Source organism: Klebsiella sp. X13 (assembly GCF_003323835.1).
Lineage (GTDB): Bacteria > Pseudomonadota > Gammaproteobacteria > Enterobacterales > Enterobacteriaceae > Klebsiella > Klebsiella ornithinolytica.
Map to the genome: position 1 here is coordinate 5,185,397 of NZ_CP030874.1, position 13,105 is coordinate 5,198,501.

Consider the following 13,105-nt stretch of genomic DNA (forward strand, 5'->3'; position numbering starts at 1 on the left):
GGTTAGACGGGACATTTGCCAGCACGAAAGAGAAAAGAAAAAGAGAAAAGAAGAGGAGGCCTGGGCCTCCTCCGGGACGAGGGTTAACGGAGTTATGCCTGACGCAGATTCTGCGCGGCTTTCACCATGTTAGCCAGCGCGGCGCGGGTTTCCGGCCAGCCGCGAGTTTTCAGGCCACAGTCCGGGTTGACCCACAGACGCTCTGCCGGGATACGCTGCGCCGCTTTCTCCAGCAGTGCTTCAATCCACTCCACGCTCGGAACGTTCGGCGAATGGATGTCATACACGCCCGGTCCGATTTCGTTCGGGTATTCGAACTCTTCAAACGACTCCAGCAGCTCCATGTCAGAACGCGAGGTTTCAATGGTGATCACGTCCGCATCCAGCGCGGCAATCGAATCCATGATGTCGTTGAACTCGCAGTAGCACATATGGGTGTGGATCTGAGTATCATCCCGCGCCACCGCGGCATTGATCCGGAAGGCTTCCACGCCCCACTGCAGATAAGCATCCCAGTCGCTACGCTTGAGCGGCAGTCCTTCACGCAGCGCCGGCTCATCAATCTGGATGATGCCGATACCGGCCGCCTCCAGATCCGCCACTTCGTCACGCAGCGCCAGCGCAATCTGTTTGGCGATGGTTTCGCGACTGACGTCTTCACGCGGGAATGACCAGCAAAGAATCGTCACCGGACCGGTCAGCATGCCTTTCACCGGCTTGTCGGTCAGCGACTGGGCAAACTTCGCCCACTCAACGGTGATTGCTTCCGGGCGACTGACATCCCCGATGACCACCGGCGGCTTCACGCAGCGGGAGCCGTAGCTCTGTACCCAACCGTTTTGCGTGAAGATGAACCCGTCGAGGTGCTCACCGAAGTACTCCACCATGTCGTTACGCTCGGCTTCGCCGTGAACCAGAACATCTAGCCCTAAACGTTCCTGCTCAACAATCGCCTGCTTGATATGCTCCGCAATACCGGTGCGATAGTGGTTGGCATCGAGATTGCCTTTTTTGAAGTCCAGACGCAGGCCACGGATCTCGGTAGTCTGTGGAAAAGAGCCGATGGTCGTGGTCGGCCACGCCGGTAGATTGAAGCGCGTACGCTGCGCCCTGGCGCGTTCAGCATATGGGCTGTTGCGCTGGCTGTCCTGAGCGGTAATGGCCGCCAGACGTTTTTCTACCGCCGCATTATGTACGCGGGTAGAGTGACGGCGAGCCTGAATCGGCGCGCTCCATTCAACCAGTTTTGCGGTCTCGCCGCTATTCAGCGCATCGCGCAGCAGGGCCAGCTCGGTACATTTCTGCAGGGCAAAAGCGAACCAGCTTTTCACTTCCGCATCGAGACGGGTTTCCACGCTCAGGTCGATCGGGCTGTGCAGCAGGGAGCATGAGGTCGCGATCCACAGCGCACGCTGGCCGACGATGTCTTTAATTTGCGCATACTTCTCCGTCAGATCGGCGCGCCAGACGTTACGGCCGTTGATCAGGCCCGCAGAGAGCAGCCAGTCGGCTGGCAGACGCCGGTGCAGATCGGCCGCATCATCTTTACCGTGAACCAGGTCAACGTGCAGACCCTGCACCGGCAGCGCGGTGATGGTGTCGAGGTTGGCGGTGATGCCTTCAAAGTAGGTGGTCAGCAGCAGCTTAACCTGACCTGCGAGCGCGTCATACGCCGGTTTGAACGCCTCCAGCCACGCCTGCGGCAGTTCCAGCACCAGAGCCGGCTCGTCAATCTGTACCCACTCGATGCCGCGTTTTGCCAGCTCTGCCAGCACCTGCTGGTAAACCGGCAGGATATCCTTCAGCAGGCTCAAACGGTCAAACTGTTCGCCTTTGACTTTGCCCAGCCACAGATAAGTGACCGGCCCCAACAGGACGGGTTTAACCTTATGACCAAGCGCCAGCGCTTCGTCCACTTCATCCAGCAGCTGGGTCCAGGTCAGTTTGAACGACTGCCCTTTCACAAACTCTGGCACCATGTAGTGATAGTTGGTGTTAAACCATTTGGTCATTTCTGCCGCTGCCGCCGGTTCGCCGGTCGGCGCACGGCCGCGGCCAATGCGGAACAGGGTATCGATATCAACCGAGCCATCTTTGTTCTGATGACGAGCCGGCACGTTACCCAGTAGCAGGCTGGTAGTCAGAACATGGTCGTACCAGGCGAAATCACCCACCGGCAGCAGGTCAACGCCCGCCTGCTTCTGCTGCTCCCAGTGACGGGCGCGCAGCTCGCGGCCCACCGCCAGCAGTTCTTCGCGGGTTGAGTTACCCGCCCAGTAGCTCTCTTGCGCTTTTTTCAGCTCGCGACGTAGACCAACGCGAGGGAAACCGAGGGTGTGATTAATAATTGTCATTTTTTGAGCCTCATGATTGCAATCCGAAAGATTTCGGATTCAGGGAAGGCGGCAAACTTGCTCATTCCCAGGAGCTTACTGAAGTAAGTGACCGGGGTGAGGAAGTGCGGCCAACGCACCATAAATTCGAAAGATAAAGGATTTAGACGTCCAGATGTTTACACATCCATAATTGGCGGTTACTGTATATTCCTCAAGCGCAAATTATTCATGCCGAAGTGAAGGACTTTCATGATCGAAATAAAACACCTGAAAACGCTACAGGCGTTGCGGAATAGCGGGTCGCTGGCAGGCGCTGCGGCAGCTCTGCATCAAACTCAGTCCGCCCTGTCTCACCAGTTCAGCGATCTGGAACAACGCCTTGGCTTCCGCTTGTTTGTGCGTAAAAGTCAGCCTCTGCGCTTCACCCCACAGGGGGAGATCCTGCTCCAGCTGGCAAACCAGGTTCTGCCGCAAATCAGCCGCGCGCTGCAGGACTGCCACGAGCCGCAGCAAACCCGTCTGCGCATCGCTATCGAGTGTCATAGCTGTATACAGTGGTTGACCCCGGCGCTGGAGAGTTTCCGCGCCCGCTGGCCGCATGTCGAAGTGGATTTTCAGTCCGGCGTAACCTTTGACCCGCAGCCAGCTCTGCAGCAAAGCGAGCTGGACCTGGTCATGACCTCCGATATCCTGCCGCGTAGCGGCCTGCACTATTCGCCTATGTTCGATTTTGAAGTTCGCCTGGTGCTGGCGCCGGAGCATCCGCTGGCAGCGAAAACGCGCATCTCGCCGGAAGATCTGGCATCGGAACTGCTGCTGATTTATCCGGTTCAGCGCGGTCGCCTGGATATCTGGCGCCACTTCCTGCAGCCGGCCGGCATCAGCCCGCAGCTCAAAAGCGTCGACAATACCCTGCTGTTAATTCAGATGGTCGCCGCGCGGATGGGCATCGCCGCCCTGCCGCACTGGGTGGTGGAAAGTTTTGAGCGCCAGGGTCTGGTCGTCACCAAAACCCTGGGCGAAGGACTGTGGAGCCGACTGTACGCCGCGGTACGCGACGGCGAGCAGCGCCAGCCGGTCACCGAAGCGTTTATTCGCTCAGCGCGGAATCACGCTTGCGATCATTTGCCGTTTGTCCGGAGTGCGGAGCGACCCAACGGCGATGGACCCACAGTGAGGCCAGGATCACCAGAGCTCCTGTAATAAAGCTCGGCCAGTGGGGCTGTTCTTGCCAGATGGCAAGGTTAACCAGCAGCCCGGCGGGGACATGCACGTTATTCATAATGCCCAGCGTTCCGGCATCCACCTGCGTAGCCCCGTAGTTCCACATAAAGTACCCCAGCCCCGACGCTGCCACGCCCAGCCAGACCAGGACCCCCCACTGTAGGGTTGTGGTTGGCAGCCTCTGCGGATTGCCCAGCATAAACCAGGCCGCCACTGCCACCAGGAAAGCCCCCATATAGAACCACGCAAACGCGTTGTGCTGCGGCATAGGACGTAGCTCCATCAGCCGCTTATAGCCCACCATTCCGATAGCAAAGCTAAGGTTCGACAGCTGAACCAGCAGCAGCCCCGTCCAGAAATGATCGCTCACTTTGTCATAGCGAATAATGGCCGCGCCCAGCACCGCCAGCCCCGCGCTCAGCAGATATCCCCAGCGGAGCTTGCGTCCGCTGAGCAGATCGTAAATCAGCGTGATATAAAGCGGCGTAAAGACGGTAAACAGCAGGAATTCAGACACCGTCAGGTACACATAGGCGCGGAATGCCAGCAGGTACATGATGCCAAGCTGCATGGCGCCGACCAGCATGTAGAGCACGATAGTACGCGGCGATTGCCCGCGGGTACGCAGAAACGGCAGAAACACCAGTGCCGCCAGCCCCACGCGCATTAGCACGGAAAAGTAGCTATCGACGCTGCCAGCCAGGTATTCGCCTATCAGGCTAAAGGAAAAAGCCCACAGGATAGTGGTAATAATCAGTAGCGCCACAATGAATGTCTCTCAGGAAGAAGAGCACTCATTGTAGCGGAGAGTCAGGTTGACGACTGAGCAATAAACAAACAGTCGTCAATCTTTATCAGGCGAGATAGAGCTTACGCAGATAGTGCGGCACCGCATCGTCAGCGTTGCTGCCGATCACTTCCAGATCCGGATGCAGGTCTTTCAGCCGCTGGTGAGCATTCTGCATAATGCAGCCTTTTCCCGCCATCGACAGCATTTCTGCGTCGTTCATGCCATCACCAAAAGCGATGCAGTCTTTCAGGCGATAGCCCAGCATTTTGGCGACCGCTTCCAGCGCATGCCCCTTCGACACGCCACCGGCCATCACTTCCAGACAGGTCAGCGTGGAGAAGCTGACGTTCACGCGATCGCCCCAGCGGGCGTTGATCGCCTGCTCCAGCGGCAGCAGATGCTCATGATCCTCGCAGGTGAAAAACACTTTGCTGATCCCCTGCGGATCAAGCTCGCCCGCTTCGTAGAGCTTATAGTTGAAGACGGCCTCTTTGAAAAAACGCATCTCTTCCGGGCGGTGGCGGTTCATATACCACTCATCTTCGCGGTAGACGTTGGTCACCACTTTCGGGTCATTGCGCATCATTTCAAACAGATCGGCCGCAATGTCGCGGTCAAGGTTATGGGCAAAGATCTGTTTCCCCTCGCCGTCGTGCACGCGCGCGCCGTTGGAGGTGATCATGTAGGACCGGATGCCGAGATTATCGCGAATCTGACCGACATCGATGTAATGACGACCGGTGGCAAAGACAAAATCGATCCCGCGCGCGGTCAGCAGCTGCAGCGTCTCTTTTGCGTAGGGAGTTAAGTAGTGATCGGGAGAAAGCAGCGTGCCATCTAAGTCAGACGCAACAACCTGGTACATAAAAATTTTAACCTCTAAGCAGGGCGACGAGCGTTTTCGTCGGATTCATTGTGTCGACTGAAAAAATCGACGATGGCATTCAGCGCGACTGAGCGCATGGCGTCCTTTTCAAAAAGGATCTCATGGTATGCCCCTTCTATAACAAGCGGCTTATTACCTTCGCAGGGCCGACCTGCCGCGGCACGGAGTTCGCAGTAGCGTTCGTGCATGCGGTTATCGACTACGCGTTCTTCTTCTGCCTGCAATAACAATGTGGGAGTGGTGTCTTTCTCTACGCCCGCCAGCGCCTCTTCACCTGCGAGGATCCCCTCACGCACCCAGTGGTAGGTTGGCCCGCCGACGCGCAGCTGTGGTTCATCGGCATAGAAGCGCAGATTACGACGATAGCGTTGGCGACTGTGCGTCAGCACGTTGACCGAAAAGGGCAGCGCCCGCCAGCGACCGGTACCCAGCGCATACTCTTCACGAATGCGCTGATGGCCCTCAGCCCAATCGAGAATATGGCGTACCATCCAGTCCGGGAAACGCATGACGATACCGAACATAGGCGCGCACAGCGCAATAGCGTCGCAATGCTGCTGGTGACGCTGCAAAAACAGCGTCGCAATGGCGCCCCCCATCGAATGGGCGAGGATAAACCTTTTTCGCCAGTGGCCGGGAGCAACTTCCTGCTGCCAGAGCGCAGCCAGATCGTCAACATAATCGCTAAAGCGCACCACGTGGCCGCGATGGCTGTCGGTCAATATTCGCCCGGAACGCCCCTGGCCGCGATGGTCGATAATCATCACGTCGAAACCGCTGTGGAACAGATCGTAAGCCAGCTCGGCGTATTTCACATAGCTTTCAATACGCCCCGGACAGATGACCACGACCCGATCGTTTTCTTTGGCGCAAAAGCGAACAAAACGGACCGGGACATCATCAACGCCCCTGAATTCCGCCTCTTCCCGCTGATGCCAGAAATCGGTAAGTGGCCCCATCGTAAAAGCCGCAAACGCGTTTTCTCGTGTATCCCAATCCTTTTGCTGCCGAAACATCGGGCTTACACCCCTGTTAACCACTGAAAATCGTTTTTTTAGCGCGCATCACACAATGCTTACGCAATAGCGTATTGTGGCATAAAAACAGACAACCAGGGAGTTTCTCATGACGTTCGAGTGGTGGTTCGCCTATCTGCTGACATCCATTATCCTCAGCCTGTCGCCAGGTTCCGGGGCCATTAATACCATGACGACCTCGATCAACCACGGCTACCGCGGCGCGGCCGCCTCGATTGCCGGATTACAAACCGGACTGGCGATTCATATCGTCCTTGTTGGTATCGGCCTGGGAACGCTGTTTTCCCGCTCGGTGCTGGCCTTCGAGGTGCTGAAGTGGGCCGGGGCGGCCTATCTTATCTGGCTGGGTATTCAGCAATGGCGCGCGGCGGGATCGCTCAATCTCAATACCCTGGCAAAGGCGCAAACGCGTGGAAAACTGTTCCAGCGCGCGGTTTTCGTCAACCTGACCAACCCGAAAAGCATTGTCTTTCTGGCGGCCCTGTTCCCGCAGTTTATCGTGCCGCATCAGCCGCAGGTCATGCAGTATCTGGTTCTCGGCGTTACCACGATTGCGGTGGATATCATCGTGATGATTGGCTACGCGACGCTGGCGCAGCGTATTGCGGCATGGATTAAAGGACCGAAACAGATGAAGGCGTTGAACAAAGTCTTCGGATCGTTGTTTATGCTGGTGGGCGCGCTGTTGGCTTCCGCACGCCATGCCTGAGGCGAGAACCCCGGTTTGCCTTCAGCAAACCGGGAAAACCAGCGCTTAGCGCGAAATGATCAGATGAATACCGAAACCGGCGAACAGCGTTCCGGCAATGCCGTCGATCCATTTTGCCATCCGCTGGTAACCACGACGCATAGCCGGTAAGGCAAACAGGCTGGCCACGACGGTAAACCAGGCCAGCGTTTCCAGAACGATCAGCAGGAAAATCCCCCAGCGCTCGCCCGTGCCGACGTTATCGCCGACAAAGAGTGAGAAGACGGAACCAAAATAGATAATCGCCTTCGGGTTAGCGAGGTTGGTCAGCAGCCCTTTCAGGAAGCTACGGCCACTGCGGGCCAGCTCGACCTGCGGCTCCGGCGCCGGCGCATCGCTTTTCTTCAGCGCACCGCGCAGCATCTGATAGCCCATCCAGCACAGGTATAAGCCGCCGCCGACCATAATAATGGTGTGCAGCCAGGCCATTTTTTCGATAATCAGGTGCAGGCCAAGCAGCGCGACGCCCGCCCAGACCATGACGCCACAGGTAATCCCCAGCACGCCCATCAATGCCTCTTTACGAGAACGGCTAACGGCGGTCTGAGAAACAAAGAAAAAGTCCGGACCTGGACTCATCAGCGCAATGATATGCACCAGCGCGACGGTGAGGAAAAGCATCAGCATGATTGAACCCTAATCTATCGGCAATTTGGATCGCAGGAATATAGTGAAGACCGAAACTATCCTGACACTTTTTCGTCCGGCTGACTACTCATCTTCACCATCAATGTGCGCGCGGATCAGCGCCATAAACTCTTTCCCGAAACGCTCCAGTTTTCGCGTTCCCACGCCGTTCACGCTCAGCATCTCGCCGGCGGTTATCGGCGACTGCTCCGCCATTTCGATCAGCGTCGCATCGTTAAATACAACGTACGGCGGGATATTTTCTTCATCGGCAATCGCTTTACGCAGCTTGCGCAGCTTGGCGAACAGCTTGCGGTCGTAATTGCCGCCGAAGGATTTTTGCATCGCCTTCGGCTTCAGCGCCACGATACGCGGAACGGCGAGCTGCAGCGGAACCTCGCCACGCAGCACGGGACGCGCGGCTTCGGTCAGCTGCAGCGCCGAATGCTGGGCGATGTTTTGCGTGACCAGGCCAAGATGAATCAGCTGACGAATCACGCTCACCCAGTGTTCATGGCTCTGTTCGCGACCGATGCCGTATACCGGCAGCTTGTCATGCGCCATTTCGCGGATACGCTGATTATTCGCCCCGCGCAGCACCTCCACCACATAGCCCATGCCAAAGCGCTGATTCACGCGGTAAATGGTCGAGAGCGCCTTACGCGCATCCATTAATCCGTCGTACTGCTTCGGCGGATCGAGGCAGATATCACAGTTGCCGCATGCTTCCTGGCGCCCTTCGCCAAAATAGTTCAGCAGTACCAGACGGCGGCAGGTTTGCGCTTCGGCAAAAGCGCCCATCGCGTTCAGCTTATGGCGTTCAATATCCTGCAGCGGCCCGGCGGGTTTCTCCTCCAGACAGCGACGCAACCACGCCATATCGGCCGGATCGTAAAACAGCATCGCTTCCGCCGGCAGGCCATCGCGACCGGCGCGACCGGTTTCCTGATAGTAGGATTCAATATTACGGGGAATGTCGAAGTGCACCACGAAGCGGACGTTGGGTTTATTGATCCCCATGCCGAAAGCTACCGTGGCCACCACGATTTGCAGATCGTCGCGCTGAAATTTCTCCTGCACATCCGCACGAACGTCGTTCTCCAGCCCGGCATGGTAGGCGGCCGCGCTGATTCCACGGCTTTGCAGTCGAGCGGCGGTATCTTCCACTTTCGAACGGCTGTTGCAGTAGATAATGCCCGATTTGCCGCGCTGGTCCTGCACGTAGCGCATCAGCTGATCGAGCGGTTTAAACTTCTCCATCAGCATGTAGCGGATGTTCGGGCGGTCGAAGCTGCTGACCTGAATCAGCGGGTCATTCAACCCCAGCAGGCGAACGATATCGCGGCGGGTGGTGTCATCGGCGGTGGCGGTGAGCGCCATAAACGGGATCTGCGGCACGCGCTGGCGCAGCTGGCCCAGGGCAGCATATTCCGGCCGGAAATCATGTCCCCACTGGGAAATACAGTGCGCTTCATCCACCGCCACCATTGCCAGGTTCCAGTGGCTGAGATGCTCAAGGAAGTTATCCAGCATCAAGCGTTCGGGGGCGATATACAGCAGGCGAATCTGCCCACTGCGACAGCCGGCCATGACTTCCTGCTGCTGTTCGCGGCTCTGGGTCGAGTTAAGACAGGCAGCGGCCACGCCGTTCGCCAGCAGCTGGTCGACCTGATCTTTCATCAGCGAGATCAGCGGCGATACCACCACCGTCAGGCCGCCCAGCACCAGCGCGGGCACCTGATAGCACAGCGATTTGCCGCCGCCGGTGGGCATTACGACCAGGCAGTCACGCCCGCCCAGCGCCGTATCGATAATGGTTTCCTGGCCTGGGCGAAACTGCTGGTAGCCGAAGGTTTCCTGTAAAACCTGCTTTGCCAGCAATGTTTGATTCAATACTTCCGCCTGCGCCACGTTGACCCCGTCTGCCTGAAAAGAAAACAGGCGCTATTTTCAGCGCCAGTGAGCCAGAGTGCAACGATTAAAACAGATCGTTGAGCGTCACACCGACGCCAACCCGGGTCTGGTTAAAGTTATAATCAATGAGCGACTCGCCATAACCGCTGTAGACCTGGGTGTAGAAACGCACGTGGCGGGTGATCGGATAGCTGACGCCGAGCTCTGCGCCGCCATAACCGCTGTTCCAGTTATATTGCCCCTGGGCGCTCAGGATAGCGTCACCGAGTTGATAACCAACCTTCAGGCGGTAATAGCCCATATATTTCGTGATATCCGGATTATCGTTGGTGCTCCCGACAACGTACCAGGGCTTCACCTCCACCAGCCAGTTGCCATTTTGCGCCATCAGGCGGGCATACAGGCGGTTCCAGCTGCGGGAAGTGGGATCCGAGCGGCCGTTAGAATCGTGGTTGTAACCCATTTCGACATCACGCAACGTCCAGCCGGCAAGCTGGTAATCCGTCGCAAAACCCAGGAACAGCTGCGGTTCATAGTTGGTTTCACGAAACGGCGCGGACTCTTTGCTGTTGGAGAGCTGCCACCAGGACTTCTGCGTATAGGAAGCCCCGAGCAGCGAGTTCTCGCCGAGGATCCCTCGCCACAGCGGAAACGCCAGACTGAGCTGGAATTTCACTTCGTCCTTGCGGGCATTTTCCGCCCAGTCATAGCTGGAGATCGCTTCCTTGTTGATATCGCTACTCCACGTATAGAGCAGGTAGTTGCTCTCGTAGGGATACAGCAAGAAAGGATTATCATGGTCCTGTAACAGGTTAGCGATAATGCTACCGCGTACCGCAGGGGTATCATGAACAGGATGACTAACCGGCGCATCCTGCGCCAAAACGCCAGCCGGAAGCGCGCTCAGCGCTAACAGCCAGGCCAAAGAGATACGCATTACTGTTCTCCTGAATGAGTGATTATTATTTCTGTTTTACCCGGCATCATTCTACCTGTTTACGGGCTCCCCGCCCGGTTATCCGTTCTGAAAGTGGAAATCACCGTTTTAGAAGCATAAAATCAACATTTCATTAACGAATGGATACAATCGTCATGTCTGAACTCACAGCCGAAGCCGCCCTTAAGCTGGTGGGAGAAATCTTTGTCTACCACATGCCTTTTAATCGCGCCTTAGGACTGAAGCTGGAGCGTTACGAAAAAGAGTTTGCTCAGCTCAGCTTTAAAAACCAGCCTATGATGGTTGGCAACTGGGCGCAAAGTATTCTGCATGGCGGGGTCATCGCCTCCGCGCTGGATGTGGCCGCAGGGCTGGTGTGCGTGGGCAGTACGCTGACCCGGCATGACACCATTAATGAAGAAGAGTTACGCCAGCGGCTGTCGCGGATGGGGACCATCGATCTGCGCGTTGATTATCTGCGCCCTGGGCGCGGCGAGCACTTTACCGCCACCAGCAGCCTGTTGCGTGCCGGGAATAAGGTCGCGGTCGCCCGCGTGGAGTTGCATAACGAAGATCGGGTCTATATCGCCAGCGCCACGGCGACGTATATGGTGGGTTGATCGCGGTAAATAAAGTAACATCGTTGTTTTGGCGTAACGGATTTTACCGATGGATGCAAAACAAACGCGGCTGGGGGTGATGCTGGCTCTTGCCGCCTATTTTATCTGGGGCATCGCACCTGCCTACTTCAAACTTATCTACTATGTTCCCGCCGATGAAATCCTGACGCATCGCGTGATCTGGTCATTCTTTTTTATGCTGGCGTTAATCAGCCTCAGCCACCAGTGGCCGCAGGTGAAAAAACTGCTGCATATGCCGCGCAAGATTTTCCTGCTGGCGCTGTCGGCGGTGCTGATTGGCGGTAACTGGCTGCTCTTCATCTGGGCGGTGAATAACCACCACATGCTGGAGGCCAGTCTCGGCTACTTCATTAACCCGCTGGTGAATATTGTGCTGGGGATGATTTTCCTCGGCGAGCGTTTTCGCCGCATGCAGTGGCTGGCGGTGCTGCTGGCCGTGTGCGGTGTGCTGGTACAGCTGTGGACCTTTGGTTCGCTGCCGGTTATCGGCCTTGGGCTGGCCTTCAGCTTTGCCTTTTACGGGCTGCTGCGTAAAAAGATCGCCGTGGATGCGCAAACCGGAATGTTAGTTGAAACCCTGTGGCTCCTGCCGGTCGCCGCCGTATACCTGTTTGCCATCGCCGACAGCCCAACCAGCCATATGGGAGAGAACCCGTGGTCGCTGAACCTGCTGCTGATGGCGGCGGGCGTTGTCACCACGATTCCTCTGCTGTGCTTTACCGGGGCCGCCACCCGCCTGCGTCTCTCCACGCTGGGATTCTTCCAGTATATTGGTCCGACGCTGATGTTCCTGCTGGCGGTCGTATTTTACGGGGAAGTGCCGGGGGCAGATAAGATGGTGACCTTCGCCTTTATCTGGGTAGCGCTGGCGGTGTTTATCGTCGATGCGCTGTATACCCAGCGCCGGCTGCGTCGGGCATAACGCCACTACCTCCACATCACGCACCTGCCTCTCGTGCGTAGAGGCAGGTGCGTTATTTTACTGCTCGGTGAGCTCCAGTTCGGCAATCAGGGGTAAATGATCGCTGGCGGATGACCAGTTAAAGGCCGGTGAGTTGTGCGGCACCTCGATGTTTTTCACATTCCATTTTTGCCCTTTGAAGGTGAAAATATGGTCAATATCTATTGCCGGGTTAACCGCAGGCCAGGTGCGGTAATCCGTCCCCTGCTTCGCCACGGGGTTAAAGAAATAACCGACCTCTTTTAGCGGCTGCTCATCGTGCGTGGAGTTAAAATCACCCGCGAGAATTTTGATTGATGAGGCGATATCTTTGAAGTCCGATGGGGCATCGCCGATGCTCACGTCCAGAAGATGGCGGACCTGCTCAATGCGCATCGTCGGATCTTTTTGCCAGTCGAGATGGGTCACCATCACCAGCACCGGGCTATCAAAGCCGGGAACGGCGATTTGCGCCAATAGCGCTATTCGCTGCTCGGCATCCCCTGACGGCAGTTTAATAACCTGAGTGTGCTCAATTTTATATTTAGACAGAATACCGACACCGTACTCTCCGCCGTCGAACTCCAGCGCTTTGCCGAAGGCATAGTGGTAGCCGTTAGCGTCCGCGATGGTTTTGAGCTGATCGATTTTTTGGCTTCTGGCGGTTTTATTATCGACTTCCGGAACCGCAATAATATCGGCGCCAATGTTCTTAATCGCTAAATTGAGTGAAGTAAAATCCGCAACGTTATCGGAAGCTTCATTCTTGCCGATGTTATAGGTCGCAATCTTCAGCTGAGGATAATTCTCGGCATAGACTTTATCCGCAACGCCGCCTTTTTGAACCGCGAGAATTTCATTACCTGCAAGTTTTTCAACAGCTTGTGCATTGACAGAGAGGCAGGCAAGAGCCAGAAATGTTAATGTAAAGATACTTTTCATTGTAAAATTTCGCCTTTTTTTACCGGGAATATTGCGATGGTAACAATTATCCCACCCCCTTTTTGTGATACACGGCCCACACT

12 protein-coding genes are annotated in these 13,105 nt (G+C 56.4%); 4 read left to right on the plus strand and 8 right to left on the minus strand.

Features of this window, described 5'->3' with window-relative positions; all coding sequences use genetic code 11:
• Positions 1-92: 92 nt before the first annotated feature.
• A complete protein-coding gene (gene metE / locus DSD31_RS24755) occupies positions 93-2,354 on the minus strand; it encodes a 5-methyltetrahydropteroyltriglutamate--homocysteine S-methyltransferase (protein ID WP_048024900.1) in 2,262 nt (753 codons plus the stop codon).
• Positions 2,355-2,585: 231 nt separating this feature from the next.
• On the opposite strand from metE, the gene metR reads away from it, so the two are divergent.
• Positions 2,586-3,539: an HTH-type transcriptional regulator MetR gene (gene metR / locus DSD31_RS24760; protein WP_004869643.1), complete on the plus strand. Its 954-nt coding sequence runs from the start codon at positions 2,586-2,588 to the stop codon at positions 3,537-3,539.
• Here metR and DSD31_RS24765 read toward each other — a convergent pair.
• The 3 genes from DSD31_RS24765 to pldB all read right to left on the minus strand — a co-directional run bounded on the left by DSD31_RS24765 (position 3,427) and on the right by pldB (position 6,252).
• Positions 3,427-4,326: a carboxylate/amino acid/amine transporter gene (locus DSD31_RS24765; RefSeq protein WP_004869640.1), complete on the minus strand. Its 900-nt coding sequence runs from the start codon at positions 4,324-4,326 to the stop codon at positions 3,427-3,429. The two genes, metR and DSD31_RS24765, sit on opposite strands and share 113 nt — an antisense overlap.
• Before the next feature lie 88 nt (positions 4,327-4,414).
• Positions 4,415-5,215 (minus strand): sugar/pyridoxal phosphate phosphatase YigL, encoded by an 801-nt coding sequence (gene yigL / locus DSD31_RS24770; protein ID WP_015585397.1) that lies wholly within the window; start codon positions 5,213-5,215, stop codon positions 4,415-4,417.
• A 14-nt stretch (positions 5,216-5,229) separates the two neighbouring features.
• On the minus strand, positions 5,230-6,252 hold the full coding sequence (gene pldB / locus DSD31_RS24775) for a lysophospholipase L2 (RefSeq protein WP_004869634.1): 1,023 nt from the start codon (positions 6,250-6,252) through the stop codon (positions 5,230-5,232).
• A 109-nt stretch (positions 6,253-6,361) separates the two neighbouring features.
• Between pldB and rhtB the strand changes: the two genes are divergently transcribed.
• Complete coding sequence (gene rhtB / locus DSD31_RS24780) at positions 6,362-6,982, plus strand: homoserine/homoserine lactone efflux protein (RefSeq protein ID WP_004869632.1); 621 nt, start codon at positions 6,362-6,364, stop codon at positions 6,980-6,982.
• A 45-nt stretch (positions 6,983-7,027) separates the two neighbouring features.
• Here rhtB and rhtC read toward each other — a convergent pair whose 3' ends face one another.
• From rhtC to pldA, 3 genes are all read right to left on the minus strand, one after another.
• Positions 7,028-7,648 (minus strand): threonine export protein RhtC, encoded by a 621-nt coding sequence (gene rhtC / locus DSD31_RS24785; protein WP_015585398.1) that lies wholly within the window; start codon positions 7,646-7,648, stop codon positions 7,028-7,030.
• A gap of 84 nt (positions 7,649-7,732) precedes the next feature.
• The gene (gene recQ, locus DSD31_RS24790; protein WP_004869624.1) at positions 7,733-9,559 is read right to left on the minus strand and encodes an ATP-dependent DNA helicase RecQ; all 1,827 of its coding nucleotides are present in this window, start codon (positions 9,557-9,559) and stop codon (positions 7,733-7,735) included.
• Positions 9,560-9,626: 67 nt separating this feature from the next.
• Complete coding sequence (pldA, locus tag DSD31_RS24795; protein WP_004869621.1) at positions 9,627-10,499, minus strand: phospholipase A; 873 nt, start codon at positions 10,497-10,499, stop codon at positions 9,627-9,629.
• A 155-nt stretch (positions 10,500-10,654) separates the two neighbouring features.
• Here pldA and yigI point away from each other — a divergent pair, with 155 nt between their 5' ends.
• Both yigI and rarD read left to right on the plus strand, forming a co-directional pair.
• On the plus strand, positions 10,655-11,119 hold the full coding sequence (yigI, locus tag DSD31_RS24800) for an acyl-CoA thioesterase YigI (protein WP_004869617.1): 465 nt from the start codon (positions 10,655-10,657) through the stop codon (positions 11,117-11,119).
• A gap of 49 nt (positions 11,120-11,168) precedes the next feature.
• Positions 11,169-12,062, plus strand: coding sequence for an EamA family transporter RarD (rarD, locus tag DSD31_RS24805; RefSeq protein ID WP_004869614.1), 894 nt, complete (start codon positions 11,169-11,171; stop codon positions 12,060-12,062).
• Positions 12,063-12,119: 57 nt separating this feature from the next.
• Here rarD and DSD31_RS24810 read toward each other — a convergent pair whose 3' ends face one another.
• Positions 12,120-13,022: an endonuclease/exonuclease/phosphatase family protein gene (locus DSD31_RS24810; protein WP_004869612.1), complete on the minus strand. Its 903-nt coding sequence runs from the start codon at positions 13,020-13,022 to the stop codon at positions 12,120-12,122.
• Positions 13,023-13,105: the final 83 nt, after the last annotated feature.